Annotated in this window: 26 protein-coding genes, 1 tRNA gene and 1 pseudogene; 11 read left to right on the top strand and 17 right to left on the bottom strand. The window is 45.8% G+C overall.

The window, feature by feature from the left end; all coding sequences use genetic code 11:
• Positions 1-143: 143 nt before the first annotated feature.
• A complete protein-coding gene (locus NZ043_RS19355) occupies positions 144-1,355 on the top strand; it encodes an MFS transporter (protein ID WP_017689411.1) in 1,212 nt (403 codons plus the stop codon).
• A gap of 107 nt (positions 1,356-1,462) precedes the next feature.
• Here the strand turns inward: NZ043_RS19355 and NZ043_RS19350 are convergent, their stop codons facing one another.
• Entirely contained in the window at positions 1,463-2,665 is a 1,203-nt protein-coding gene (locus NZ043_RS19350; RefSeq protein ID WP_091032269.1) for a cytochrome P450, read from the bottom strand.
• Between the two features lie 486 nt (positions 2,666-3,151).
• Between NZ043_RS19350 and NZ043_RS19345 the strand changes: the two genes are divergently transcribed.
• Positions 3,152-4,363 carry an asparaginase gene (locus NZ043_RS19345; protein WP_339309079.1) on the top strand — a complete coding sequence of 404 codons (1,212 nt, stop codon included), beginning with the start codon at positions 3,152-3,154 and terminating at the stop codon, positions 4,361-4,363.
• A 188-nt stretch (positions 4,364-4,551) separates the two neighbouring features.
• Here NZ043_RS19345 and NZ043_RS19340 read toward each other — a convergent pair whose 3' ends face one another.
• Positions 4,552-5,184: an O-methyltransferase gene (locus NZ043_RS19340; protein ID WP_036670998.1), complete on the bottom strand. Its 633-nt coding sequence runs from the start codon at positions 5,182-5,184 to the stop codon at positions 4,552-4,554.
• A gap of 239 nt (positions 5,185-5,423) precedes the next feature.
• Between NZ043_RS19340 and NZ043_RS19335 the strand changes: the two genes are divergently transcribed.
• From NZ043_RS19335 to NZ043_RS19320, 4 genes are all read left to right on the top strand, one after another.
• On the top strand, positions 5,424-6,578 hold the full coding sequence (locus NZ043_RS19335) for a class I SAM-dependent RNA methyltransferase (RefSeq protein WP_133385923.1): 1,155 nt from the start codon (positions 5,424-5,426) through the stop codon (positions 6,576-6,578).
• 214 nt (positions 6,579-6,792) lie between these two features.
• Positions 6,793-8,793, top strand: a complete 2,001-nt coding sequence (locus tag NZ043_RS19330) for an LTA synthase family protein (RefSeq protein WP_339309078.1) — start codon at positions 6,793-6,795, stop codon at positions 8,791-8,793.
• Between the two features lie 81 nt (positions 8,794-8,874).
• Positions 8,875-9,303, top strand: a complete 429-nt coding sequence (locus tag NZ043_RS19325) for a cytidine deaminase (protein WP_091032279.1) — start codon at positions 8,875-8,877, stop codon at positions 9,301-9,303.
• Between the two features lie 82 nt (positions 9,304-9,385).
• The gene (locus NZ043_RS19320) at positions 9,386-10,111 is read left to right on the top strand and encodes a DsbA family oxidoreductase (RefSeq protein ID WP_133384220.1); all 726 of its coding nucleotides are present in this window, start codon (positions 9,386-9,388) and stop codon (positions 10,109-10,111) included.
• Between the two features lie 297 nt (positions 10,112-10,408).
• On the opposite strand, the gene NZ043_RS19315 is transcribed toward NZ043_RS19320, so the two are convergent.
• Complete coding sequence (locus tag NZ043_RS19315) at positions 10,409-11,239, bottom strand: aldo/keto reductase (RefSeq protein ID WP_036670089.1); 831 nt, start codon at positions 11,237-11,239, stop codon at positions 10,409-10,411.
• Between the two features lie 174 nt (positions 11,240-11,413).
• The gene (locus NZ043_RS19310; RefSeq protein WP_076209046.1) at positions 11,414-11,695 is read right to left on the bottom strand and encodes a hypothetical protein; all 282 of its coding nucleotides are present in this window, start codon (positions 11,693-11,695) and stop codon (positions 11,414-11,416) included.
• Positions 11,696-11,845: 150 nt separating this feature from the next.
• Here NZ043_RS19310 and NZ043_RS19305 point away from each other — a divergent pair, with 150 nt between their 5' ends.
• Positions 11,846-12,244, top strand: a complete 399-nt coding sequence (locus NZ043_RS19305; RefSeq protein WP_133384219.1) for a hypothetical protein — start codon at positions 11,846-11,848, stop codon at positions 12,242-12,244.
• A 101-nt stretch (positions 12,245-12,345) separates the two neighbouring features.
• Here NZ043_RS19305 and NZ043_RS19300 read toward each other — a convergent pair whose 3' ends face one another.
• From NZ043_RS19300 to NZ043_RS19255, 10 genes and pseudogenes are all read right to left on the bottom strand, one after another.
• Positions 12,346-12,567, bottom strand: a complete 222-nt coding sequence (locus tag NZ043_RS19300; RefSeq protein ID WP_091032287.1) for a DUF1450 domain-containing protein — start codon at positions 12,565-12,567, stop codon at positions 12,346-12,348.
• Between the two features lie 21 nt (positions 12,568-12,588).
• Positions 12,589-12,891, bottom strand: a complete 303-nt coding sequence (locus NZ043_RS19295) for a heme biosynthesis protein HemY (protein ID WP_036670085.1) — start codon at positions 12,889-12,891, stop codon at positions 12,589-12,591.
• Between the two features lie 142 nt (positions 12,892-13,033).
• Complete coding sequence (locus NZ043_RS19290; RefSeq protein ID WP_036670081.1) at positions 13,034-13,291, bottom strand: hypothetical protein; 258 nt, start codon at positions 13,289-13,291, stop codon at positions 13,034-13,036.
• Between the two features lie 196 nt (positions 13,292-13,487).
• Entirely contained in the window at positions 13,488-14,693 is a 1,206-nt protein-coding gene (locus NZ043_RS19285; protein WP_133385922.1) for a M14 family metallopeptidase, read from the bottom strand.
• A 234-nt stretch (positions 14,694-14,927) separates the two neighbouring features.
• Positions 14,928-15,737, bottom strand: a complete 810-nt coding sequence (racE, locus tag NZ043_RS19280; RefSeq protein WP_076209504.1) for a glutamate racemase — start codon at positions 15,735-15,737, stop codon at positions 14,928-14,930.
• A gap of 219 nt (positions 15,738-15,956) precedes the next feature.
• Positions 15,957-16,334 carry a YtxH domain-containing protein gene (locus tag NZ043_RS19275; RefSeq protein ID WP_091032288.1) on the bottom strand — a complete coding sequence of 126 codons (378 nt, stop codon included), beginning with the start codon at positions 16,332-16,334 and terminating at the stop codon, positions 15,957-15,959.
• A gap of 185 nt (positions 16,335-16,519) precedes the next feature.
• A complete protein-coding gene (locus NZ043_RS19270) occupies positions 16,520-17,434 on the bottom strand; it encodes a DUF4261 domain-containing protein (protein WP_091032291.1) in 915 nt (304 codons plus the stop codon).
• Between the two features lie 10 nt (positions 17,435-17,444).
• Positions 17,445-17,906: a HepT-like ribonuclease domain-containing protein gene (locus NZ043_RS19265; RefSeq protein ID WP_091032295.1), complete on the bottom strand. Its 462-nt coding sequence runs from the start codon at positions 17,904-17,906 to the stop codon at positions 17,445-17,447.
• 173 nt (positions 17,907-18,079) lie between these two features.
• Positions 18,080-18,367 (bottom strand): Dabb family protein, encoded by a 288-nt coding sequence (locus NZ043_RS19260; protein WP_017689429.1) that lies wholly within the window; start codon positions 18,365-18,367, stop codon positions 18,080-18,082.
• Positions 18,368-18,652: 285 nt separating this feature from the next.
• Positions 18,653-19,036, bottom strand: a pseudogene (locus NZ043_RS19255) (phage holin family protein); the annotation flags it as partial.
• A 448-nt stretch (positions 19,037-19,484) separates the two neighbouring features.
• Between NZ043_RS19255 and NZ043_RS19250 the strand changes: the two are divergent.
• Positions 19,485-20,081: a helix-turn-helix transcriptional regulator gene (locus NZ043_RS19250; RefSeq protein ID WP_017689431.1), complete on the top strand. Its 597-nt coding sequence runs from the start codon at positions 19,485-19,487 to the stop codon at positions 20,079-20,081.
• Between the two features lie 221 nt (positions 20,082-20,302).
• On the opposite strand, the gene NZ043_RS19245 is transcribed toward NZ043_RS19250, so the two are convergent.
• A complete protein-coding gene (locus NZ043_RS19245) occupies positions 20,303-21,457 on the bottom strand; it encodes a sn-glycerol-1-phosphate dehydrogenase (RefSeq protein WP_133384218.1) in 1,155 nt (384 codons plus the stop codon).
• Between the two features lie 158 nt (positions 21,458-21,615).
• Between NZ043_RS19245 and NZ043_RS19240 the strand changes: the two genes are divergently transcribed.
• Positions 21,616-21,801, top strand: coding sequence for a hypothetical protein (locus NZ043_RS19240; protein ID WP_076209053.1), 186 nt, complete (start codon positions 21,616-21,618; stop codon positions 21,799-21,801).
• Between the two features lie 105 nt (positions 21,802-21,906).
• On the opposite strand, the gene NZ043_RS19235 is transcribed toward NZ043_RS19240, so the two are convergent.
• A tRNA-Leu gene (locus NZ043_RS19235) sits at positions 21,907-21,991 on the bottom strand.
• Between the two features lie 222 nt (positions 21,992-22,213).
• Here NZ043_RS19235 and NZ043_RS19230 point away from each other — a divergent pair.
• Positions 22,214-23,206, top strand: a complete 993-nt coding sequence (locus NZ043_RS19230; RefSeq protein WP_339309077.1) for a Gfo/Idh/MocA family oxidoreductase — start codon at positions 22,214-22,216, stop codon at positions 23,204-23,206.
• Between the two features lie 222 nt (positions 23,207-23,428).
• Positions 23,429-23,791: a helix-turn-helix domain-containing protein gene (locus tag NZ043_RS19225; protein WP_339309076.1), complete on the top strand. Its 363-nt coding sequence runs from the start codon at positions 23,429-23,431 to the stop codon at positions 23,789-23,791.
• Positions 23,792-23,841: 50 nt separating this feature from the next.
• Here the strand turns inward: NZ043_RS19225 and NZ043_RS19220 are convergent, their stop codons facing one another.
• Positions 23,842-25,458 (bottom strand): sensor domain-containing diguanylate cyclase, encoded by a 1,617-nt coding sequence (locus NZ043_RS19220; protein WP_133384216.1) that lies wholly within the window; start codon positions 25,456-25,458, stop codon positions 23,842-23,844.
• Positions 25,459-25,592: the final 134 nt, after the last annotated feature.

Genomic DNA, 25,592 nt, shown 5'->3' with positions numbered 1-25,592 from the left:
TAACAACCACATGCAGATGCGTTCTACGTGACAATACTATGACATTCCTTACACCCATCCCTCATATGCCAATTATGTTATAATGAAAGAATGGTGTTTTTTTGAGAATTACAGAAATATCTTTGAAAGGAAGTGAAAGCACTTTGAAAACGTGGAAAGTAAACCTCATTGTGCTTTGGTTCGGACAATTTTTGGTCAATTCGGGCATGACCATGATTACCCCATTTTTGTCTCTTTATCTCGCAAGAGATCTGGGCGTTGTTGGCGAACATGAAATTGGCATATGGGCGGGATTTATTTTTGCAGCCAATTTCCTCACCTCATTTTTGTTCCAACCGCTCTGGGGCAAGTTATCGGACAAGTATGGCCGAAAAGTAATGCTGCTGCGTTCGGGATTCGGGATGGCCATCGTAATTGCCCTTATGGGTCTGGCACAGAATCCTTGGCAGCTTCTCTTATTGCGTTTGCTTAACGGTACCATCTCCGGTTTCAATCCTGCAGCTGTTGCGCTGATATCGGGTACCACACCGAAAGACCGCATGGGTTTTGCCATGGGAATCAGTCAGTCCGGGCAGGTTGCCGGCACAATCCTGGGTCCACTCATTGGTGGTTTGTTAGCGGATGCGGTAGGCTTCCGCCCCATTTTCTATATTACAGGTGGACTGATCTTTGTCGCTTCCATGCTCGCCATGTTCCTGGTGAGGGAGAAGTTCGACCGTCAAGAAGCAGCCAAACTGCCGGCACAATCCGTATTGTCCGGTCTGAAGGAATTGAATAAGTCACCTCAACTTCCCGCACTGTTTGCTGTGACGTTTCTGTTGCAGTTTGCGATGATTAGCCCCATGTCACTCTTGCCGTTGTATGTGCAAAAATTGCATGGTTCGGATGTAAATGTGGCCTTCTGGGCAGGACTTGTCGGTGCAGTTACGGGACTATCCAATATGGCGATGTCTCCGATTCTCGGGAAGCTGAGTGACCGGATTGGTCCTCACAAGGTGCTGACGTTCTCCCTCATAGGTACAGGACTCATGCTAATTCCGCAGGCATTTGTTCAGACCGTATGGCAACTCATTCTTGTTCGTTTCATGATGGGTGTGTTCATGGGTGGACTGCTTCCGAGCGTTAATGCCCTGATCCGTTCCTATACATCCGATAGCATGATCAGCCGTGCATTCAGTTTTAATACGAGTACTCTGGCGCTGGGCAACATGCTTGGAGCGATCATTGGAGGATTTATGGCAGGATTCATCGGAATCGAAGGTCTGTTTATCGTATCTGGCGGACTGCTGCTGCTTAATATGGTTTGGGTCCGATTCAAATTGTATAACAAACCTGCTTCTATTCGGGAATCCTGATTCCCTATCCATTTCTTAATTAGTACATCTTAACTTTTTCATTTGAAAAAGCCGCTTCCAGCGCCTAATTGGCCTGAGAGCGGCTTTTGTCATTCATTCGCCATTCATCATTTATTTATTAGATTGAATTGTATCGGATAATGTTTCACACCAAATACAAAAGCACTTTGTATCGGTTGCAGAGCCGTTCCCGGAACAAGTTGAATGTTTCCCATGTGCTGAAGCAATGTATGAAGAACTACCCTTGCCTCCAATCGAGCGAGTGGTGCACCCAGACAAAAATGAATGCCAAAACCAAAGCCCATATGCCTGTTCGGCTTGCGATCAGAGATGAAATCTTCCGGGTTTTCAAATTGGGCACTGTCCCGATTGGCTGCTCCAACCCAGGAAATCACCTGCTCCCCGGCTTGAATCATCTGACCATTCAACTCTACAGTTTCCTTGGCAACCCGCCCAATCGCGACAATTGGCGGATAATATCTCAGCGTCTCTTCAATCGCAGAAGTAATCCGTTCAGGATGTTCGCGCAACTCCTGTTGTAGCTCAGGTTGTTCAGACAGAATACGAACCGCATTGGTAATCAGGTTGGTTGTTGTTTCATTACCGGCAGCGAGTAAGAGAATACAGAAGCCTACCACTTCATCTGAAGTCAATTTCTGACCATCAATCTCCGCAGCAAGCAGTAATGAGATCAGATCATCCTTTGGCTGCAACCGACGTTCTTCCATAATGCCAGTGAAATAGATATGCAACTCCTGCATATTTCTTTTTTTCTCCTCCAATAACTCCTGGAAAGCCTGCTCACTATCATCACGTGCGCCTTTCACCAATACATCAGACCAGTCCTTGAACTTTTGACGATCCGCCGCAGGGACTCCGATCAATTCCGCAATGACAATGACGGGCAATGGTGTTGCAAGGTCATCAATAAGTTCCATATGCCCTTCTGACAGGTGTGGAGCAATTAACTCATCTGTGATTTCCTGAATACGGGGAGCCAATGCTTCAATTGCCTTGGGTGTAAACGCCTGGTTCACCAGATCACGCAGCTGTTTGTGTTTGGGAGGGTCTGTCGTCAACATGCTCGTATTGGCACGATCACGTGCAGAAGAGAACAGTTTGGGATTTTTCAGAACGTACTTCACATCTTCATACCCGAAAACATCCCAACATTCTCGATGCTCATCATATCGGACTGGAGTGTTATCACGAAGTTCTGCATACACCTTGAAGGGAGATAACCTCTCTTCCAAAGTCTCCAGTTCCCGAATCGGAATGTAATTTGCATACTTTCTCGGTGCCTGTTTCATCGTTTCTCCTCCAATCAGTATTATATATTTATTTACATATGTTGATCACCCCTATTATAAACATAACTCTATAACGAAACCACTCTTTAGACCGTAATTGAGCCCCATTACCTAATATGCGTTACTATCATCCTCTCATTCTGTTACCTACTTCTGATATGAGTCCCAATTCGACATTCTTTTATTAAAATACATCGTTTTATCAGGACAAAAGACTCATTATGTAATATTAACTAACACAATGAAGGCGTATTTCTCTTCAAAACAACTAAAATCAACTCTTATATATCTCTATCAGACTGAATATTCTTTCGTAATTCCTCATAAATAATCATTTTACTCTCACTATCTACGAATGTAACCGATTACTCTACCATTATCTATGTTTGTCATATTACTTGACATGAAATACAATCAATTTGAAATGGTATACATATTCTTCTTAAAAAACTTAACATCACACTTACTTGAAGGAGAGTGCTATTCATGAGTAAAACATCCAAGCTTCGTCCCTGGGCCGTATGGAGTACCGCAGCTTTAACAGCATTGACCATCTCGTTGTCCCCCATTGGAACCTACGCTGCGCACGCAGCTACGGTAGAGGTGAAAGGCACAACAGGTGCTGTTCAGACAGCAACCACTACTCCGGCTCGCAATACTTCCATCCCTGCAATACCAGACTCTTCCAAGCAATCTGCACTCCCTAATGTATTGGTGATCGGAACTGGCGGAACGATTGCCGGTCAATCCGAGGATGCCACCAGCTTCCAGAATTACAAGGCAGGTACGCTTCCCATTGGAGAGATGGTAGACGCCTTACCGGATAAACAGAAGATTGCTGATGTTAGCACACTCCAATTCGGAAACTCAGGTTCAGGTTCCTATAGCATGACCGACCTCTATGACTTGTCGCAGACGGTAGACAAAGCTCTGGCAATGTATGACAGTGTTGTCGTTACCACGGGTACAGATACAATGGAAGAAATCGCTTATTTCCTCGATATGACGGTTCAGAGTGACAAACCTGTCGTGATCACAGGCTCCATGCGTCCATGGACTGTCATCGGTTCTGACGCTCAAGCCAATCTGTACAACGCAATCAAACTTGCAGGTAGTGGTCGTACCACTTCATTTGGCACAGTGCTCATGTTGAATGATACAATCCAGCTTGCTCGCGGTGTAACCAAGACAAATGATTATCGAACAGATACGTTTGAAACGCCGATGCTCGGCGCTGTAGGATATATTGATGAAGAAAACATTCGAATCTACCGCGCTCCTGCACGTGCCTTGAAACCTGAAGGCACAGCGAAGCCCGTATTTGATCTAAGTAAAATCACAAAGGCAGATCTGGCCAAAGTAGAAATTGCGATCTCATATCAAGAAGCTGGCGGTGGAGCCATTGAAGGATTCGTGAGCAGTGGTGCCAAAGGAATCGTGACTTCCGGTACCGGAGCTGGCGGTATCTCCAGAGCTATGGGACAAGCTCGTACCAAAGCCATTGAAGAAGGTGTTATCTTTGTGACCACCACTCGGACGGGTTCAGGAAGTGTGTACGGCGGTGGCAAAGGTATCATTGCAGGCGACAACCTGAGTCCACAACAAGCTCGTGTATTATTGATGCTGGGCTTGTCCTTCAGTGATGATTTTGACACCATCAAAAAATGGTTTGAAACGTACGGAACACCTGAAGTATAAATAGAACGACTACAACGATATCTGTAAATACAAAGAAAGAGACGACACATTTTTGATCATTCAAAATGTTGTCATCTCTTTCTTTGTGTGTTTTTAGAAAACTCCGTACAGAATCACGATCCACCTCACAAGCATAAAAGCGCGAGATCGTGTTCCATCGGAGTTTTATCTTTAGGAAATATCCACTTTTACTTCACCCAGGCAAGTACCAGCCCATCGTAATCCGGCAACATCGTCGTCACCAGACGCGGGTCACTTGCCATCTGTTCATTGAAACGACGAACAGCAAGCACGGCCGGACCCTGCTTGTCCGGATTCAGTGTACGACCACGCAGGAAACAATTATCACCTACAATGACCGCACCTGGCCGAGCCAGCTTAATGGCATAGTCAAGATATACCGGATAATTCTCCTTATCTGCGTCAATAAAGAAGAAATCAAATGTGCGACCTTCTTGCTCCAATTGCTCCAGGCTGTCTGCTGCTGGGCCAATGCGATACTCTACCTTTTCGCCAAAACCGCCTTCTTCCAGATGACCACGCGCCATTGCCGCATATTCCTCTTTCAGTTCCAGCGAAGTCAGGGTTCCATTCTCACGCAAACCTCGTGCAATGCAGATCCCACTGTAACCGCCCAGCACGCCGATTTCGAGCGCAGCTTCTGCTTTGGATGTCTTCGCTAGAAACGTGAGCAATCGTCCATACGCCGCAGCAACGGAAACTTCAGGCATCCCGTTCGAACGGATGGCCTCTTTCACTTTTAGCAAAAGCTCATCCTCTTGAAATAATTGATTTACATATTCATCAGGGGTCAGATTCACCACTAAAATCCTCCTTGGACACTTGGACTGCTTTCCATATGGATGCCAATGTTCTATAATAAATGTTTGTTATCAACACAGGCGGTTGACTGATGCATCACCTCGAAAGAGGAGTGCATACGTTCACCGCATTTCTCATTGTAAGTTTTTTCACGGAAAGCGGCAAGGCCGCACCGTTACTATACAGCAGAGAGAAGGATCTCCCTTCTCCAGCTTGAAATGGAGTTGAAATGAATCACATGGCTCAATTGCAATTGATTGCAACCTCGGCGATGGGACTCGAGGCTGTTGTTGCCCGGGAACTAAAGCAACTGGGGTATGAAGATGTTACGATCGACAACGGCCGGGTTTTCTTTACAGGAGATTATATTGATATATGCCGTTGTAATCTGTGGCTGAGAAGTTCGGATCGCGTATTGGTGAAAATGGGTGAATTCCCTGCCACAACTTTCGACGAATTGTTTGAAGGCACCAAAGCACTGCCTTGGGAAGAGTGGATTCCAGCCGACGGCGAATTCCCTGTAGAGGGTCGCTCTCAAAAATCCCAGTTAAGCAGTGTGCCTGCATCACAAGGGATCGTGAAAAAAGCAATCGTAGAGAAACTGAAGCTGACTTATGACACAGAGTGGTTCCCAGAGGATGGATCTCGTTATGTGATTGAGGTTATTCTGCTGAACGATCGCGCCCTGCTTACTTTAGATACAACGGGACCAGGTCTGCATAAACGGGGTTATCGTAAACTCGTCACCGAAGCGCCACTCAAAGAAACACTTGCTGCAGCTCTTATTCAGCTTAGCCGCTGGAATGTAACCCGTCCATTCTATGACCCGTGTTGTGGATCAGGCACAATGCTGATCGAAGCCGCTATGATCGGCTGGAACATTGCACCAGGACTTCGTCGAACCTTCAACTCTGAAGACTGGGCTGTCATTCCTGAAGAATTATGGGAACAGGCGCGCGAAGAAGCATTCGATGCTGTACGTGACGATGTCCCATTACAGATTTCAGGTAGCGATATTGATCCTGAAGCGATTGAAGTTGCTATGGCAGCGATTAAAAGTGCTGGCTTCGCCAAAGATATTGAAGTCAGCGTCCTGCCCGCTCATCGCGCAAGACCACAGGGTGAATATGGTGTCATCATTACCAATCCCCCATATGGTGAACGTTTGAGTGAAGAAAAAGAAGTTCAGAAGTTGCTCCGCTCATTAGGGCGCAGTTACCTCGACATGCCAACATGGTCCTTTTTTGCCATCACGTCGACCAAAGCTTTTGAGGAGTATTTCGGTCATAAGGCAGACAAACGTCGCAAGTTGTTCAACGGACGAATTGAAACCCAGTACTATCAGTATTTGGGCCCACTGCCCCCACGAAATAAAGCACCACAATCTTCATAATTATTTCGAATCTAAAGTGCTCCTGCCATTCATGGCCGGCGCACTTTTTTTGTGCGCTTTTCTGGTCATAAGAATTCACCGACTTCGCTCTTCGCTTCAGCAGAAATCAATTCTTCTGAGGCATAGTTGAAAACACATGAGGCCACGCTATAATGAATGGAGCCCTATTTTACATTCCGATAACAAAACAACAAAAAGCAAGGGGGACATACATATGGTTGTCACTCGGCCTACGCGCAGTTCCATGCCACGCGGGCTTCTAAATCATCCATTAATGTTATATCTTATTTTTCTAGCACTTATGCTGCTCAAACTCATGTGGCTCCATCACAATCTTCACGCTTATAACATTACGATGGGACTGCTGGATAAAGTCATTGCCATTGGATCTTTACTACTCTTGTCCTTCTGGACCTGGTTGCTGCCACGTAGAGGCATGATCGTGTCTCTCGCCGTCCTTAACCTGCTGCTTACCGCACTAATCTACGCCGATATGGTGTATTATCGCTATTTCCAGGATTTCTTGACCATCCCGGTATTGTTGCAGGCGAGACAAGTTGACGCATTAGGTGACAGCATCGCTACACTGATCTACACAAGTGATCTCTGGTTCTTTGCCGACTGGCTTGTCGTCATTCCGTTCGCAGCTATCGTACTGTTCAGCAGACGTTACCGTTCGAAGCACTCCAGCACGTCTATTACTGGTTACGGGAGTTATTCGTATAACGATGGCAAGGCACGGTTGCGCCGCCGTCTCACGGCTGGCAGTATTGCCCTTGTGCTGGGACTTGGCCTCGCCGTCGGCCCGATTTATTTTTATAGCAAAACATGGGCCAAAGGCCTGTTTGATAACAACTGGTGGAATGTATCCATGTACAATGTGACCGGACTGCTCGCTTTTCACGGTTATGATCTGTACAACTATGCCAAAGACCACATCGGCTCCGGGCCGCAGGCTGAACCCGCTGATGTTGAGCAAGCAAAGGCATTCTTCGCTGAAAGGCAAGGAACTGCCCCGCAGAATGATGCCTTGTTTGGCAAATATAAAGACAGCAATGTGATCATTGTCCAGGGTGAGGCTTTTATGAACTTCATGATTGGCCAGAGCATTGGCGGTCAGGAGATCACGCCCCATTTTAATGAACTGATGAAGGAAAGTCAGTATTATAGTCACTTTTATCACCAGACCGGTCAGGGCAGAACGTCAGATGCCGATTTTGGCGCAAATATTTCCCTACATCCACTTCCGGTTGGATCAGCCTTTGTACGATATGCAGACCATACGTATGATTCCCTTCCTTCCATTCTGAAGGACAACGGGTACAGCACCAACGTATTTCACGCTTATGAGAGTGGCTTCTGGAATCGGTATACGATGTATCAGAACATGAAGTACGACAAGTTTTATAGTAAAAATGATTTTGCACAGGATGACCCGCTTGGCTGGTCCCTGTCTGATGAATCCTTTTTCCGGCAATCCGTTGAGAAAATGAGTAGTGAGGTGACCGAACCGTTCTATTCCTTCCTCATTACACTCAGCAGTCACCACCCATACGCCCTGCCAAAAGAGAAGCAGCAACTGGATGTAGGCGAGTTCCAGGGAACGATGTTCGGTGATTATCTGCAATCCGTTCATTACGTGGATTCGGCGCTTGGCAAGATGGTGGAGGATCTGAAAAATCGGGGATTATGGGAAAATACCATTTTTATGTTCTACGGAGACCACGACAACTCGATCAAGGAACAATCACAATACGAACAGTTCCTGGGACGTTCGCTGAACGAACTGGATATGGCACAAATCATGAACGAGGTTCCCCTGCTCGTGCATTTACCGGACGGAGCAGATGCCGGAACCATCGACGAACCTTCGGGACAACTGGACATCACGCCATCCGTATTGCATCTGCTCGGCGTGTCCGACCAGTCCTATTATCATATGGGCAACGACGTATATGACGGGTCTGCACGTACGGTTGTGCTGCGTAATGGCGCATTCTCGGATGGTTCTGAATTTTATATTCCATCGGATGATTATATCTACGAGAATGGCGCTTGTTATGACCTGTCAACACGTGACAAAACAGATATCAATGCTTGCCGTCCAGGTCATGATGAAGCAGCCAAGCGATTACATGTCTCGGACACCGTGATTACCTATGATTTGATTGAGCGCTTTCGAGAGGAAGACAGTGGAGCAGCAACATCTCAATGATTAATATCGTAATGACAAACTAAACAATACACGAAATGAATTTAATTTGTATTTGCATTTAAAAAGGGGAACTTGTATTACATGACATTACACACTGAACCACTTAATATGGAACAGAAATTGTTCGATGCAGCCGCAGAATTTGTGAAGCAACGTTATCCTCAGGGATGGGGTGGCGCAGGTGCCGTCTATACTGAAGCCGGTTCCCTACTGATTAGCGTAGCGCCAGAGGTCATCAACGATGCCACACATCTATGTATGGAAACAGGGGCTTATCTGGAAGCTCACAAATTGAACGAACGTGTCACCCACTCCCTCTGTATCGCTCGTGATGACGAGCATTCAGAATTTAAGGTCCTTACACCTTGCGGTGTATGCCAGGAACGATTATTTTACTGGGGCGAAGAAGTCAAAGCTGCCGTATACGACCCTTCTGGTCAACTGGTCTTCAAGAGACTGGATGAGATCCAACCGTACCATTGGTCCAAGGCATATCGGGATAAAAAGTAATCTCCTTGCGAATTATAGAAAGTGGCTTTATAATTGTAACCATATTGGTTTCAACTAAAAGGATGATGGAGGTTATAATAAAATGAATATTGAGATATGGTCTGATTTTCTGTGCCCTTTCTGTTATATCGGCAAACGCCGCCTGGAGAATGTACTGGAACAGTTTCCACACCGTGATGAAGTGAAGCTGCAATTCAAAAGCTTCGAGCTTGATCCAAACGCAGCATTGAACCCAGGCAAAACCAATTCGGAATATCTGGCTGCCAAATATAATATGAGCGTGGAACAGGCCAAAGGTATGAATGCCCAGATGAATGCTAATGCTCGTACGGCAGGACTGGAATACAATATCGATGCCATGATCCCTACGAACTCCTTCTCAGCTCACCGCTTGACACACTGGGCGGATACACAAGGCAAAGCGCTTGAACTGAGTGAACGGATATTCCAAGCTGTGTTCATTGAAGGTAAACACTCCGGCGACCCTGAAGTGTTGGCTCAGTTAGCAGAAGAAGTCGGCTTGGATCGAAATGCAGCTACGGCAGTGCTGTCCAGTGATCAATTCACCGACAATGTCCGCGCTGACCAAGCAGAAGGCGAGCAACTCGGTATCCGTGGTGTACCTTTTTTCGTATTCGACCGCAAGTTCGCTGTATCGGGCGCTCAGCCTGACGAGGTGTTCCTGGATGCCATTCAAAAAGCATGGGACGAGCGTTCCCCATTCACAATGGTTGAATCCACCACAACAGAAACAGACGGCAGCGGAGTCTGCACAGATGACGGTTGCGAAGTCCCGAAAAAAAATTAAGCTAAGTCACACACACAAAGCAGCAGGATCAGGGGATATTCCCCGATCCTGCTGCTTTTTTTATATGCTACACACCACTCAAGCTCATTGTATATACTTGTGTTTGATGAACAGTTACTGTGGAGGGGACGGAATCGATTCTGAAGAAGCGAAGCGTGCGCCTTTGTATCCGAATTTTATCCTCTGAAAAGAGGATTCAAAAAAATTTGGAGACAACAGCGATCAAAAGAACGATTCCGTAACCGGAACAAACACAAGTAGTTCATCAAACACTTATATTCAATTAGCGCCACCCACTTAATCCCAGAACAGTTGATCTGGATGTGGACCCGTCCGCTTATCCGAATCCAGTGCATCAATTTGTCTCAACTCATCCGGTGTCAATTCAAAGTCAAAGATGTCCGCATTCTCACGAATACGCTCCGGGGTAACGGACTTCGGAATCGTCACAATCTGATTCTGAATGTCCCAACGCAGAATAATCTGTGCTGGCGTTTTCCCATATTTCTGGGCCAGCGCTTTGAGGGTGGACTCTTGGTTCAGCTTGCCTTTCATGATCGGGCTCCAAGCCTCCAGTTGAATTCCCTGAGCCCCACAGAAATCTTGAAGTTCCTGCTGGATCAGACCCGGATGCAGCTCTACCTGATTTACCGCAGGCACCGTTCCGCCCTCATCTATGATATCTTGCAAATGATGTACTTGAAAGTTACTCACACCAATCGCACGGATGCTTCCTTCGCTATATAGACGTTCGAATGCTCTCCACGTCTCCTTATACTGGTCTCTGCCAGGCCAGTGAATTAAGTAAAGATCAATTACATTCAGTCCAAGTGCCTTCTGACTAGCTTCAAATGCTCTCAACGTTGAATCAAATCCCTGATCCTCGTTCCAAAGCTTGGTCGTCACAAACAGTTCGTTACGGGCAACACCACTGCTTGCAATAGCTTGTCCCACTTCTTCTTCATTTCCATAGATGGACGCGGTATCAATACTGCGATATCCAACCTCCAAAGCGGTCTCAACCGCCTGTTGTACTTCCTTACCTTTTGCTTTATATGTTCCAAATCCTAGCCATGGCATCGTTACTCCGTTGTTCAGAATCGTACAATCTGTAATATGTTTTGTCATTCTGTACCTCCCGTATGGAATTTTGCCTGCTCTTGTTCTATTAACCTTCTCACAGAATTTTAAGCGACCATTCGACATACTGTCGGAGTAAACCCATGGACCCAGAGTCTTTGCAAATGATATGAAAAACCCGCAAAGCATTGCTGCCCTGCGGGTTCTGATGTGACAGGAACGTTATAAATTCCCTTGACCGTGCTGACTCTGGATTGAATTCAATCTTCTCTTCTCCTCGATGAACATTTCCTCTGCCAACTCAACACCTTGCCCTCCGAGCGAAAGCTCTGCTTGTCGCATCGCCTGCTCCGTGTGTGCCAGACGACGTTCCGCCTGTACAATGGTCTGTGCCGTCGGATGAGACATGGCCTGAGATACAGCATAATGAAGCTTGTTCACCGCATTTTGCGCCTGAGATACGGTGGTATCGGCTTGCAAACTGGAATCATAACGCTTCGGCATGAGTATTCCTCCTTGGGATTATCATGTTCCTGTTACCCCTTTAGGATGGATAACACAAGCCTTCCTTATTCTTCTTTTGTGTTTTTAACGTAACTTTAGTTGATTACGCTACGTTAATTAGATAATCATGACGAAGCAGGAGGAAATCATTTGAAGAAAATAATATTGACACTCTGCATGTTGCCCTTGCTCATTTGGGTACAAGGCTGCGCTCCAGCTACATACGAGATAGAAGGATATACAGCGTCATCCATGAACCCAGACATCCCGGTTCCAACCAATGCAAAACTTATTGAGAATATAACTTATTCCGATGATCCCAACCTTAAAAAAGGGGCTAAGTACGAACTGAAACATATTGGGGGTGAGCAAGGACTCTACCCACCAATGGATTATTTTCAGAAGTTAGCGGATACAGGCTGGGTAGAATTGAAGGAAGAACGACTTGGACATGTCCATTTCCTGAAAAAGGATATTACCGTCATTGCCATTGAAATTCAAGAAGATTCCTTCCAAATTACTGAAATGGTCAAAGGTGGTATGGAGTAAAACATCCTTTCACTGCTACCCAAACGCAAAAAAAGGAGAGGCACTTAGCCCCTCCTTTCTGATGTGTGGACAGTTTTCTCCACTCACCTTGTTATATCCTGTTACTTCACGAACTTTGCGACTTTGACGAGCACTTCTTCTTCTGTCGGCGCACTGATGTACCGACCGTTGATAAAGACAAACGCACGTTTCGCGCAAGGACCGCAATAGGATTTGCACCCAATCTTGATCTCCGTGTCTGGAGCCATTTTTTGCAACTTGGGTACAATCGATTTCAGTCGGACATGATTACACTTTTCGCATACACGGATATCGTTAGCCATGAGTTCCCCTTCTTCGCGCCCTTAGTGGTCGCCGTGATTACCTTGGGACGGATTCGTAATAACAAATCCCTCTTCCGGGAAGTAGAGGTAGTCAATTTTAACACCGTTCAACAAAGGCTGATCATTCGCAAGAATGACATCAATTTCTTTATCCGTAGATACAACCGTATCATTTTCTTTTGGTGTGTCGAGATCAAGCCCGTAGTGAGCATGGTCACCATGTGCATGTGTGATGACAACGCGCAGTTTTTTTCCTTCGTTCTCCGGCTTGTCCAATTCAAGCTTCAATACTTTAGCAGCATTACGCGTAATTTTGCAGTTCATTCTCTTCATCTCCTATATTGTAATTGCTGGGTTCAACAATTTCAGCATTCTTAAACTACAGCATCTATTGTAAAGAAAGTTACCGCTCTTCGCAATAACATTGATGCGAATTCAATGTTAAAATGATCCATTTGGTCGCAAATTAAGAAGGTGTCCCCTCCTGAAGCACAGGATATTTACGTTCTGCCCGGCTTACAAACCAGTTCATCAGAATCAAAGTGACCCCGATATCATCGATGGGCATAAACGGCATTACGTCAGGAAGCACCCAGTACAACAGCGCTGGAATAATAAACAACAACTTTTCTCCCAAAGGAATCTGCGGAGCCCGGAGCAGCCGGGGGAGCCTTTTGAAAACTTGTGTCCATCGTTTGAACGACAGCAGTCTTCTCCACTTCATTTGAATCCCTCCGTATAATAAATATATGTCACCGAAACGGCACATCCATCATTACCCGTTCAAAAACATTCAGAACGAATGACGTAGAATGTCATTATAAAAAATAATAAAAACGGAACGTCGCTCATAGCGTCCGTTCCTGTTATACGAATGATCTACTGTTAAGTTTCACACCATCATAATTCCGGGTCTTGCCTCATTGTCCATTGGATAACAGTTCAGCCAGCAACATTCCCACTTCTATACAAATATCATCAAACTGTTCTACGGGAAGCGGATTAACACCCAATCCAACTTCTACCGTGAAGCCCGGTCTACCGAAATCTTGAATAAACCAGTCCTTGTATCCGGCATCACTGCCACCGAGCTTCACCGCCTTGTAGCCGGAAGCTTTGGCGAGTCTACGCGACAACGGTCCACTCTCTCTAGGTTCCAGATCACGGTAGTTCCAATAGATCTCCTGTCCCTGACTATGCAGGGATACAACCGCATCAAATGTATGTTGCTGCGTCCACTGCGCAAGGGCCTGTGCCTCCGGTTCTGTCAATGGCGCTGTCCCTGCATAATCCCTGGGGCCAGGTGAGGTCACACCTCTTCTCGCTGCCTCTTCATCCCAATGGGCTGGAAATTGATCATTTAGATCCACCCCTCTGATGTTGGCCTTCCAATGGGTAAAATGTGATCTGTCGGCATTCCAGGCCAACAACTGCTGTGCATGTGGATGCTGATTGACCACACCTTCCTGAACCAGTTCGACCCCGTCCGGATTAACCATAGGCACGGCCCAGAGTGTCGTCTCTTGCATCCAGCGTTCAGTCTGGTATTGATGCCATGTCCTATGCGCACTATACGCCTCGGCATACTCCTCGATAAACTTCATCAGAACTGCAGTTGTCAACCACTCATTAGCATGAACGGAAGCGTTAACATGGATATGTCTGGACCCTTGCCCAATACGCAAATAAGGCAGCGACTTCCCCATGACACTTGTTCCAATGGACCCCGTCTCGATAAACGGGTATTGATTCTCCAGCTTGTCTATATCCCTGATTAATTCTCGATAACCATACTCTCCCTGAATCTTCACAATAGTTTTTCCATTCGAAGCCGGAATATGAATACAGCGACCAACCCAGTCGGTTACATTGGTGTTTTCGGGATTGGCCTGGCGCAATACCTCTTCGTCCAGACCAAATCTGCCTGCAATCTCCCCTACACTTTCTCCAGGTGGTACAGCGTATCTGCGACCTGTCCCGGGGACAATACGCAGCATCTGACCCGCCAGCAAGTATGGCTGGGCAGCTACTTCCGGGTTCAGTGCAGCAAGAAACTCTTTGGTCATATGATGTGCTGACGCAATTCGCGGCAATGTATCTCCCCGCTGAACGATAATCCACTGCAGATCCATGTTGTTCTCCTTTCCGCAGGAAAAGACAGTTCTCCTGTCCAGTTCTGACCGATTTTGTGTCTGTAACATATGTATGCAGGTCAGGTTGTCCGTCATGTGACATGAATCATGTTTCTCTCCGGTTAATGCATAATGACGACAAAAAATCCCGGAACTTCACAGTTCCGGGATCGTCCACAACCAAAATACATTAATTAAAAGTCTTATTCATGCATATTTTGAGTATAACTATGATAATTGCGTTACCTGCCAGACAACAGGGGTCTTGGAGATCTGCTCCCCCAACCATCGACGGGTGATATTCTGGAACATTCGCGGGTCACCCGTGCAGAAAAATTGATGCACCGGAGTCTCATCCCCACTGGCCAGCTTTCGTTTATCATATAAAATCGTACTGATTTCACGTGCCGTTTCATCTGCTGAACTGATTAACTTCACTTCCTGCCCCATAACTTCCTGAATCGTGTCCATGAGAAAGGGATAATGCGTACAACCCAGAATAAGACAATCGATTGGCTGTTGTTTAATCTCGCCCAATGATTGTTCCACCGTATGTGTCGTGTGCTCGGAACGAAATTCACCTTGTTCCACCAACGGCACCAGCGCCGGACAAGCCTGACTGACCACATCAATATAGGGGGACAACTGTTTGAGTGCCGATGTATAAGCCCCACTACCTATGGTACCCGTGGTACCAATCACACCAATACGTCCTGTACGTGTCGCTGTGATTGCGGCCCGCGCACCTGGATGTATAACACCAATGACAGGCACATTCACCTTGGCACGGATATACTCCAGCGCGGCTGCTGTTGCTGTGTTACAGGCGATAACGATAACCTTCGGATCGAATTGGATCAAGAAATCAACGATTTGTTCCGTAAATTGTTTTACTTGTTCGGACGAACGGGGTCCGTACGGTGTCCGGGCAGTATCCCCAAAATAAATGATCTTTTCCCGCGGGAGCTGACGCATCACTTCCTTGGCGACGGTCAATCCCCCCACACCGGAGTCTAATATAGCGATTGCTTGCTGCACGAACACACCGCTTCCTTCTTCATTGAATTGGTTCTCAAAACGATTGTTTCTCAAAGCTTTCTTCCTACCGTATGAACATTCCGGCAAAAAGGTACCTACATCTTACCCGATTTCATCGCAGGGTTCAAATTAAATCCACGCGCTACGTCATCTATGTGTGGACACGCAACAAAGCAGGCTCTCCTCTAAATAGAGGAAAGCCTGCTTATCAAGCTTTGCTTAGTTGTCGTCCTTGGACTCATCCGCAGGAAGCTTCGCTACGATGTCAATTCCGGGTTCATCCACTGCTTTATCGATATCGTTATCAACAATGGCTGCCGATATGCGAATTTCTTTCCCTTCAGCGCAATTGCGCCAGGATTGAATATCCTGAATCACGACATCTGCGGTCTCTTTAACTTTGGATACGATCTGCGAACTTTGTTCTCCCACGATACCAGCCAGTTCCTGACCTTTCTCCGATACCTGACGAGCACCTTCTGTAATATCCTGACGAAGTTCACGTCCCGATTTCGGCGCCAGCAATAATGCCGTTACTGAGCCAACCACGGAGCCAATTAGAGCTCCCCACAACAAACTTTTGTTAGAATCCTTCACGTCACATCTCTCCCTTTACTATTGTTTAAGTACCGGACTAGAAGCAACGGTCTGTCGCTCAGCCATCCGGGCGAATGCCTACTCTGTTGATGCATTATAAGCAGCACAGGCTTGACTTGACACTCCAGATGTTAAAAATAATCTGAACGCTCTTTTTGAATGGATGCAGATGACTTGGCTTAAACTCAATTCTGACGAGCCGGCTCGAGATCAGCCGCGGCATGCTCATCCCCCGGGTCCAAATCAATCACATATCGTCCCGGTGCAATCAATGCCGCCTGATGTTCACAACGCCAGCGACGTCCACCTGAAGAACCCAGCGTCTGTCCATCTTGCAGAACATCCCCCTGATCAAATATGTAATACGCTGCACCCAGTAAGGTCTGAGCCACCGTATCTGGATCAAGACCGACGAAGTGACACTGGACATCAGGTACACCCAGCGCAGATAATCCCACGGTATCCATGACCAACCCGCGTTGTTCCTCTGTACCTCCGGCTTGATACATTCGAACGTTCATGGCTGCATACAGATGTTCCTCACGTTCCTGAGCTTGCGTATATGCTTCCGGTTCAACCAGCTTATCACTGCCATACCAATACAGCGCGTCACAGGTGACACTCTCCATGATTGCCAGTACAGTCTTCTGAAACAGCTCCAAGCGCTGTTTACGAGGCATAGCAGCCGTGAACATATCATGTATCCGGATGGAGTAACGTGAAGCTTCTACAACTTGTCCCACTTCCGGCCAATGCCATGCTTGCTGCAGAGCCCCGCCAAAGCGTGCACGATCTGCAATTTTATTCACAGGGAGCATACAGGTCTGCGCAGGGATATTTCCTTCCTGGAAGGATACCTTATGGTCCAGATGATAGAAGACAAGCATCTCATGCTCTTGCTCTCCACTCCCTTGTTTCACATCCAGTCGGACTTGTCCTGTATGACGAATCATCGATTCCTGCAAACGCAGGCGATCCACCTCTGGACGTTCCCGGAACAAGAGTTCAACCATATACACCGGATGGAATCCGGAAGGTGTTTCATTCGTTTCGTTACTTTCAGTATTTACTTCATTAAATTCTTTTGATTCATTTGTCATGCGATTTCCCTCATTCCTTACGCTGTCCCTCGGCCTGTGCCGTATTGAAAGGACCAAGTTCTGTTTCCACGTAGGCGCTAACCTGAGTAGTAAAATGTTCAAGTATACTCGGCAACTCTACGCTAAGCGGATGAAGCTCAGACCGCTCCCAACTGTAATAATCCTGCACCAGTGGTTTGCGTAACGTGACAAGCTGACGCAATATCTCATAGGTCGAATGATCAAAAACCTTTTCTTCATAATTAATCTGAATAATATCATCATAACTGCTCGCATCTCTCATGATGAAGCCGTCTATCAGATAACTTCCCACATCGGTAACAATTTCGATCGCCAGGTGAAGACAACGTTCCTGTACCATCCCCAGCATGAGACCGCCATCCCAAGCCTCTGCTGCCCCACGAAGTCCTTCAGCTACTTCCGGTACAGCAGCAAGCCGGCGGGCAATCTGTTCTCTGTTCACATAATACATTCGTTCACTTCCCGTTCAGTGAGTTATCGGTTCCGTTTCCCTCTTCGCTTAAGCCAGAATACCATCACAGGACAAGCGATTAGAAACACAACAAAAATATATAGAAATTCCATAACGTCTCTTAAATCGCTCATGCAGAGTCCCCTTTATCTCAACGTAGTTTGAATGACAGATCAGATTTCGTAGTCCACTGCAATTGACTGTTCTCTGACTTCGTTCATGTACTTGATAACTTCCTGATGAAGCGGGTGTACCTGATACGCCTGAAGATCTTCCAGTGACGCAAACTCCGCCGTGAGTGAAATGTCGAACGATCTCTCCGAGCGAAGCACATCAATCCCAATTTCAAGTGAAACCAGAACATCAATTTTACCTTCCAGATTGCGAAGCACCTGGGCTGCAGCTTCAATACTTTCTGCTGAGCGATCTTTCATTTTGAACAGGACAATATGTTTTATCATCTGGGCAAGCACCTCGTTTAATATAATAGTAGAAATGAATGAATTTTCATGTATCCAAAATATATCATAACGTTCTCTATTACGAAAGGATACTTGGAAACGTTCTCTTGATAAGAAAAACTAATCCGAACCGTTTCCTTTCGATTCGGATTTCTTTTGCGATCCATCCTCCGTCTGTTTTGCTGAGTCATCCTCCAAAGTTTGTCCTGTTTCAGCCTGCTGCTTGATGTTGTCTGGAGTTTGCTGCGGTTTGGCCCATTCACGATTCATCAGATACTCCTGATCTTCCTGTTTCTTCAACACTGCAATGGCCTGTCTGAGCTTTGCAGGCAATGGAAGACCGATTTTGGCATAATTCTCGGTAATTGAAATGAGTTCATTCACCAGATAGAAATAAATAGCTCCGCCTTTGATAAAATCGGTTCCCATGATCAGATCAATTCGATGAGCAAGCAAAACAACGGTCAGCATGAGCCCTTTGCGAGCAATCCCCCAGAATCCAATGTTGCTATTCAACCCGGTACCTGTTCTTACCGCCGCTGCCAAACCTGTTATATAATCCACAGCCATCGCGACCGCGAGCAGGCTCAGTAACTGATCCCATCCGCCAAAAGCAAACGTAACAAATGCTCCCGAGATGGCAGCAAAGGTATTCACAGATAGATTCACGTCCCTCACCTCTCCCTTACACTTGAGTATCATACAATATATGTAAAAGTAAGAGATTTGACAGGTCACATGTCATGCTGAACATGCGGATTTATCATTTCAGATTTGTGCACATCCTCTTCGCAACAGGAGAACGAAAATCACATGCTTTTGGGGAATTCAGGGAAATAAACCGCATCATATCAACAAAAAACAGATAAAAGTTCTTTAGACCTAATAATAAGTAATTAGAACTATATTATTTTTATTCCTGTTCAATATCTCCCCTCATTTTTAGTGAAACATTGTAATCTAGGAATATACTAGGATGTGAATTGCGCATGGTCTAGTTCGTAGTTCCCTCTTTATCATGAATTGACGCATTGACGCATTTGTAACCGGTAAACCCGGCACTTGAAAGTACCCCGTTGTTTATTGTAGTATTTGGTTAAAAAAAATCGGAGGAAATATGCCTAATCAACCAGAACAACATTCCATCCAGGCGTGGTCTCTGATCAACCGTAAATACTTGGGAAAAGGCGTCCGTGTTAAACGATTCCGAAAACCGACACGCTGTCAAATCCGCAATCGGGTTCTTCTTGCCGTGCTGATGGCCAATGATATCAAATTGTCCCAGCTTGCTGAAGACCTCTCCATCTCTTCACGCAGTGTCAGTGCGTGGGTATATGAAGGACGGATACCCGGCAGTACCAATTTGGACAAGACTTGCCAATTACTCGGCTACCCCCGTCATATTCTCTTCAATGAAGAAGTTGTGCGTAATAGCCCTGTTATATGTCAACCCGAGTCATCTCGCTTCATGAAGCGTACGGTGACCCGTTCTCCGGTTAGTAACCGTATTTTGACAGGCTTGTGTATGGTCCATGATTTGTCGGTGACAGATGTCAGCCACTGGATCGGGGTTCATCCCGGCACTTTCCGCAAATGGCTGCATCAGGGAACACTGCCTTCTGCTGCGTTTCAGGAACAAGCGGAGCAATTTTTCCGTATCCCGAAAACTATTTTGTTCGCAGATGTCATCTTGAAAGATCGTCGCAACAACTAAATAAGCGAACAGCCAAAAGGCTCTGACCTCCTCTTAGGAGGCCAGAGCCTTTTTAAAATGAAATGCATACCTTCTCTCTCGAACTTGAAGCACTGTTCTGGCTATTCCATCAGAAGTGTCAGGTAACCTACCCTTTTTCGCCTTTCGCTCCCAAGGAGAGCCATCAGAGCCCGCTACAAGCTAAGTTTATGCATTTCATCATGACCATTCTCACTAAAAGGTCATCCTAACTTCGTGTTCAACACTTCATTGATATATCTCAACCCCGTATATCGAGGACGAAGCGTATGCGCTGTGTTGAACGCATGTTCCACCATCTCCGGGGTTACACCGAGTTGCTCAGTAGTCACAGGTCCACCTACTTGTTCCAACCATACGATGAGCTGAGAAGCCTCCGGCAATTGGTCATATATCCCAAACACCGGTTCACCCGATGCCTGTGCAAGTTCTTTATATTTTACCGTAAGTAATGCACAAGCTACGCCAACTTTGGCACCATGCAAAACCGGTCTTTCTCCCGCTTGCATCAGATCCATCTCCAAGATGTGAGACAGATGATGCTCACCTCCGGATGCCGGACGGGAATGGTCAATGATCAGCATGGAGATACCGGAAACAATTAATGCATCCATTAATACAGCTACTCCCTCTGCTCGCCCCTCCGCAATAGCTTGTACATGATCTATGCAGGTATTCAGCGCTTCTTCTGTCATCCGATAAGCAACTGGACAGAACGGTTCTCCGCCCAGTTCACGAGAAACAATCCAGTCTGCAAGTGAAGTATATTTACCAAGCATATCTCCGAATCCGGCAGCTGTCATCACTTGGGGGGCTTGCTCCAGAATATCCAGGTCGGCAAAGATAGCCTCCGGCGGAACAGCCTGAAATGTTTGTTTGACGCCGCTTACAATTAAGGGTGCACCCGCAGAGGTAAACCCATCCACTGAAGCCGCTGTCGGTATCGACAGAAAGGGCTTGTTCATTTTGGAACAAACAAATCTCACCAGATCATGAATGGTACCTGAACCCACCGCAATTACAGCCTGACTTTCCAGTTTCACACCCAACATGACCTGTACAATAGCTGCTTCATCCGCAATGATATCACCCGTACGATTCTCCGGTAGAGCGATCTCATCCACATCCATTCCCGCTTCCCGAATTCTGCTCAGCACATCAGATCCAGCGGCCAGAAACGTATGTCGATCATAAACAACCGTCACCTGACGATATCCTTGCTCAGACAAATAACCCGGTAACCTCTGAATGGCCCCAGCTTCCAGATGAATCAGCATATCCACCACCCGGTGTTGATGACCGCAAGCACACTGTTGTGCTTCCTCATTCCATGCTGCAATTCGTTCGTTCATATTCATTCGCTCTTACCCTCCCATATGAGATATCATGCATAATTAACGGGTTAAAACCACAAGATAAAAAAGGAAATAAAATGTGATGATTTTCCTGATCACACTTTACTGCCTGTACCCAATATTTGCAAATCCATATCTCACATTTCCAAGTAGGTGAAGCAATGAAATTAACCAAAGAATTAGGAATTTCGCTCGGATTTCTCGCTGGAACCACTTTTGGCAGTGGTATCGCTTTTTTGTTTCGTCTCCAGTCGGTTGAAGTGGTTGCCAGTGTTACGCTATTTGGTATTGCAGGAGCCATTGCCGGAATCATCATGGCAGTCATTCTGCGCCAGCGGCAACATTAGCATTAGCAAGCCGGTAGCAAAATGTAGGCTTCACACGAATGATCCACAAAATAAAAAAAGGTTCGTGGATTGCCCTAGAGCAACTCACGAACCTTTTTTGTTAGATGCGGTCGAGAGGACTCGAACCTCCACGGGGGGTTAGCCCACACGGACCTGAACCGTGCGCGTCTGCCAATTCCGCCACGACCGCATAATATGTATCTCCTCATCCATCGATGAAAAGCGTTCCGGTGAAGCAATTCCTTGTTTTACCGTAATTCAGAGTATACATGCTCCAAAATAAAAATGCAACTTCTTTTTTATTCATTCAAGAATAGGACATATGTCCTTTTTTCTCAACTTCAAACACCCTATCGTAACATTAAACAAATATACCATCCATACGAATGCAAAAATGAAGGAGAGATCCACCTTGAAAACAACCCATCTGTGCTTTATCGGTGCCGGGTTTCATGCATCCACAAATATTTACCCTTCTGTTGTTGAAGCCGGAGCGCAGATCCAGGCCATTGCCACACGCAGTATGGAACGCTCTGAAGCAGCTCTGCTGCGATTTGGCAGCAACGGAAAAGCGTATGATAACGCTGGGCTTATGTTACAGCAGGAAACTTGTGACGGTGTCGTTGTGGTCGCACAGCCTGTAGATCAGACCGCTCTTGTCCTTGAATGCATTCGGGCTGGTAAGAATGTATACGTGGATAAGCCGCTCGGATGGAATGCAGCGGAAGCCGCCGCTGTAGCAGAAGCTGCCGAGCAGGCTGGCGTCATTGTCATGGTCGGTTTTATGAAACGTTATGCTCCGGTATATATGAAGCTCAAGGAGCTCATTGATAGTGGTTCGCTAGGTAAAGTACGTTCATTCCAGATGAAATTCGCTGTAGACAGTACCCCATTTTGCAAAGATGAGGAACAATTCATGAAGCTCGCTGCCATTCATATGGTCGATCTGATGCGTTACTTATTTGGAGAAGCAATACGAGTTACAGGCACAACCGTGAAAGATGGGGAACACATTAATCAAAGCATTTCCCTTGTATTTGAGAATAACGTAGTAGGCAGTGCTTATTTTACCGGCATGAGTGCTTGGTCACGGGAGAGTGAAAGTGTACTCGTCACCTTTGACAACGGATTTGCGTCAGCTGAAGAGATCAACACACTTACTGTTCATCAATCCCGAAGCTCGACCAACCTTCCCTGGAAATCTCTCGAGGAGCAAGATACTGTATATACACCTTCCGGATCTCCCATGTCAGGAGCTTATCGCGACCTTTATCTACGCGGGTTTGTTGGTGAAATGGTGCACTTCATCAAGTGTTGCCAGAATCAGACCGTCCCATATTCCAGCGCCAAGGATAATATTGCAACGATGGCTCTATGTGACTCCATTCTATCATCACTAAAGTAGCGTAAATACGCTCATCATCATATTTTATACATCCAGAGAAGAGCCTGAAACCGGGGCTCTTTTTTTTATTATAGACATCAACACATCTGCCTTCGACTATAATTAGGGTTTATAATCTTCATCATAAGTGATATGCTCTTTCATGAACTATACGTACTTTATGTAATGTAACCACCCAAATGGATACCATAGAAAATCACCCTAAAGTGGAGGTGTACTATAATGAAAAAGGACGCAACCAAGCTATGTCCCGCGCCATACGGCTGTTCCGTAGAAGTTACCCTCAGCGTGATCGGAGGCAAATGGAAAGGTGCCATTTTGTATCATTTATTCTCCGGTCCTTTGAGATTTAACGAGATCCGAAAATTGTTTCCTGACATCACCCAGCGTATGCTCACCCTGCAACTTCGAGAGTTGGAAGGCAGCGGAATTGTTCATCGTGAAATATACCCCCAGATCCCACCTAAAGTGGAGTATTCCCTCACACCATTTGGTGAAACGTTACGGCCGATCATCTTCAGCATGCGAGATTGGGGAGAAACGTATACAAATGAGGTTCTGGCCAGAACCTCACAAGAGGTATAGAAAACAAAAGAAGCTGTTCCTAGTTTTTAGGGAACAGCTTCTTTGCTTGCTTATTTAATAACCGTTTGGATCGTAACCGTACGGTTACGCCCCTCTTCCTTCGCTTGATACAGTGCATTATCCGCCAAGTGAAACAGTTCTGTGGATGTTGTGGAGTGTTTCGGATATTCAGCAATTCCAGCCGAGATGGTGACGGAACGATCTATAGGCAATACGCTTTCTTCGACCGTTATTCGGATACGTTCAGCAATCTCAAAAGCTACGTTAGACTCGGAATTTCTTAACAAGACTACAAATTCCTCTCCACCAAACCGGGCGCAGACATCTTCTGGTCGAACAGACAATTGAATGATATTGGCAATGTGTTTCAAGACCTCATCCCCAGCATGATGACCGAATGTATCATTAATGGACTTGAAGCGGTCGATATCCAGAACAATAATGGAGAATGGCGCCTCATCCTGAATCCATTCCTGAATAACTTCTTCGAAGGTTCTGCGATTGTTCATACCTGTTAAAACATCTGTTCTGGCATCATAGACAAGCTGGTTTGTCTGTTTCCTAAAGTTCGCCAATGCGCCAACAACTGCTCTTGTTAGAAGGTCTGCCTCTCTATTCCAGTGAGGTTTCATCACCGGTAGATCCACTTGTCCCTTATCGACCTGATTCACCAAATCAGCCAGCATAGCAAAAGGACTGGCCAGCTTGCGTGCAACCCGAACCACAATAAGGGTCAGGATCAGGAAAGGAACTGAGGTGTACAGCAACAACATACGGATATGATGATTCAACTGATCGTACACCGTTTGGGTTGGAGACACGATTACGACACCCCAGTCTGTTGATGGAACTTTGTAATAACCTGCAAGCGAATCCACACCTGCCAGATTTTTGTATTGTTCTTTACCGTGCTTGTTTACTAGCAGCTTTTGCACCACTTCATTTTTACTGACATTTTCACCAATTCGGTTGGTGTTTGGGTGAAATAACAAAGTGCCCTTCTTATCCACAATAAAAAAGTAGGAACCATTACTTGTCTTGAGCTGACTGCCAAAAGACAGACTCAATATATTATTTTCCTGCAGAAAGATATTTCCACCGATTGTTCCTTGGTACTCCCCTGCCGAATCAAAGATCGGTTCACTGACAAATACAATTCTGCGTTTCGTTCTGGGTGTCTGGTACGCTTCGGAGATATACGAAGTCCTCAATTTAACCGCTTCTTTTGCTGCATGGGAACTAACATGGTGACCTACACTAGCCTGTGAGTAGGGTGAGGTAGACTTGATTACTCCCGCTTTATCTACCAAAGAAACGGAATTAAAAAAATTACTGCTATTGCGAACCAAATCCAATGTGGAATTCAACTCTTTTGTATTGGACTGATCCATATCCGGGAAATAATTGGCTGCATATTTCAAGCTCTCCTGCATGGAATAAAAAAGCGAATCCAGCGTTTGGCTCATTTGCACAGCGCTTGCATAGTTTAGCGAAAGGGTGTTATCAATGAGTGACTGTTTCTGAGATGTATAAGATGAGATGACCATGAGGGTCAATGTCATTATAACTGAAATAGTGACCAACCCACCGAGTAAAGCCGTGAGGCTGATCTTCTTGATGTTTTTTATTTTTTTTCGTAATCTATATCTCTTGATCTGTGCAATCATCGTTTACTTCCCCCGGATTTTCATGAAAAGGCATATTCCTTCTATCTTATACGAAAGTTGTTAAGATCAAATAAAGAATTTGAGAAATCTTAACAATTACATCGTAAGATTGACGATTTAATGACATTTTACTT

It is taken from the genome of Paenibacillus sp. FSL k6-2145 (assembly GCF_037976585.1).
Classification (GTDB): Bacteria; Bacillota; Bacilli; order Paenibacillales; family Paenibacillaceae; genus Paenibacillus.
This window is presented reverse-complemented; position numbering and strand designations above follow the sequence as displayed.

Bases quoted from the DNA above. Each gene is read 5' to 3' on its own strand.
- NZ043_RS19350 (WP_091032269.1), bottom strand. From the start codon at position 2,665: ATGAAACAGGCACCGAGAAAGTATGCAAATTACATTCCGATTCGGGAA.
- NZ043_RS19345 (WP_339309079.1), top strand. From the start codon at position 3,152: ATGAGTAAAACATCCAAGCTTCGTCCCTGGGCCGTATGGAGTACCGCA.
- NZ043_RS19335 (WP_133385923.1), top strand. From the start codon at position 5,424: ATGGCTCAATTGCAATTGATTGCAACCTCGGCGATGGGACTCGAGGCT.
- NZ043_RS19330 (WP_339309078.1), top strand. From the start codon at position 6,793: ATGGTTGTCACTCGGCCTACGCGCAGTTCCATGCCACGCGGGCTTCTA.
- NZ043_RS19325 (WP_091032279.1), top strand. From the start codon at position 8,875: ATGACATTACACACTGAACCACTTAATATGGAACAGAAATTGTTCGAT.
- NZ043_RS19320 (WP_133384220.1), top strand. From the start codon at position 9,386: ATGAATATTGAGATATGGTCTGATTTTCTGTGCCCTTTCTGTTATATC.
- NZ043_RS19315 (WP_036670089.1), bottom strand. From the start codon at position 11,239: ATGACAAAACATATTACAGATTGTACGATTCTGAACAACGGAGTAACG.
- NZ043_RS19310 (WP_076209046.1), bottom strand. From the start codon at position 11,695: ATGCCGAAGCGTTATGATTCCAGTTTGCAAGCCGATACCACCGTATCT.
- NZ043_RS19300 (WP_091032287.1), bottom strand. From the start codon at position 12,567: ATGGCTAACGATATCCGTGTATGCGAAAAGTGTAATCATGTCCGACTG.
- NZ043_RS19295 (WP_036670085.1), bottom strand. From the start codon at position 12,891: ATGAACTGCAAAATTACGCGTAATGCTGCTAAAGTATTGAAGCTTGAA.
- NZ043_RS19290 (WP_036670081.1), bottom strand. From the start codon at position 13,291: ATGAAGTGGAGAAGACTGCTGTCGTTCAAACGATGGACACAAGTTTTC.
- NZ043_RS19270 (WP_091032291.1), bottom strand. From the start codon at position 17,434: ATGACAAATGAATCAAAAGAATTTAATGAAGTAAATACTGAAAGTAAC.
- NZ043_RS19265 (WP_091032295.1), bottom strand. From the start codon at position 17,906: ATGTATTATGTGAACAGAGAACAGATTGCCCGCCGGCTTGCTGCTGTA.
- NZ043_RS19260 (WP_017689429.1), bottom strand. From the start codon at position 18,367: ATGATAAAACATATTGTCCTGTTCAAAATGAAAGATCGCTCAGCAGAA.
- NZ043_RS19250 (WP_017689431.1), top strand. From the start codon at position 19,485: ATGCCTAATCAACCAGAACAACATTCCATCCAGGCGTGGTCTCTGATC.
- NZ043_RS19245 (WP_133384218.1), bottom strand. From the start codon at position 21,457: ATGAATATGAACGAACGAATTGCAGCATGGAATGAGGAAGCACAACAG.
- NZ043_RS19240 (WP_076209053.1), top strand. From the start codon at position 21,616: ATGAAATTAACCAAAGAATTAGGAATTTCGCTCGGATTTCTCGCTGGA.
- NZ043_RS19225 (WP_339309076.1), top strand. From the start codon at position 23,429: ATGAAAAAGGACGCAACCAAGCTATGTCCCGCGCCATACGGCTGTTCC.
- NZ043_RS19220 (WP_133384216.1), bottom strand. From the start codon at position 25,458: ATGATTGCACAGATCAAGAGATATAGATTACGAAAAAAAATAAAAAAC.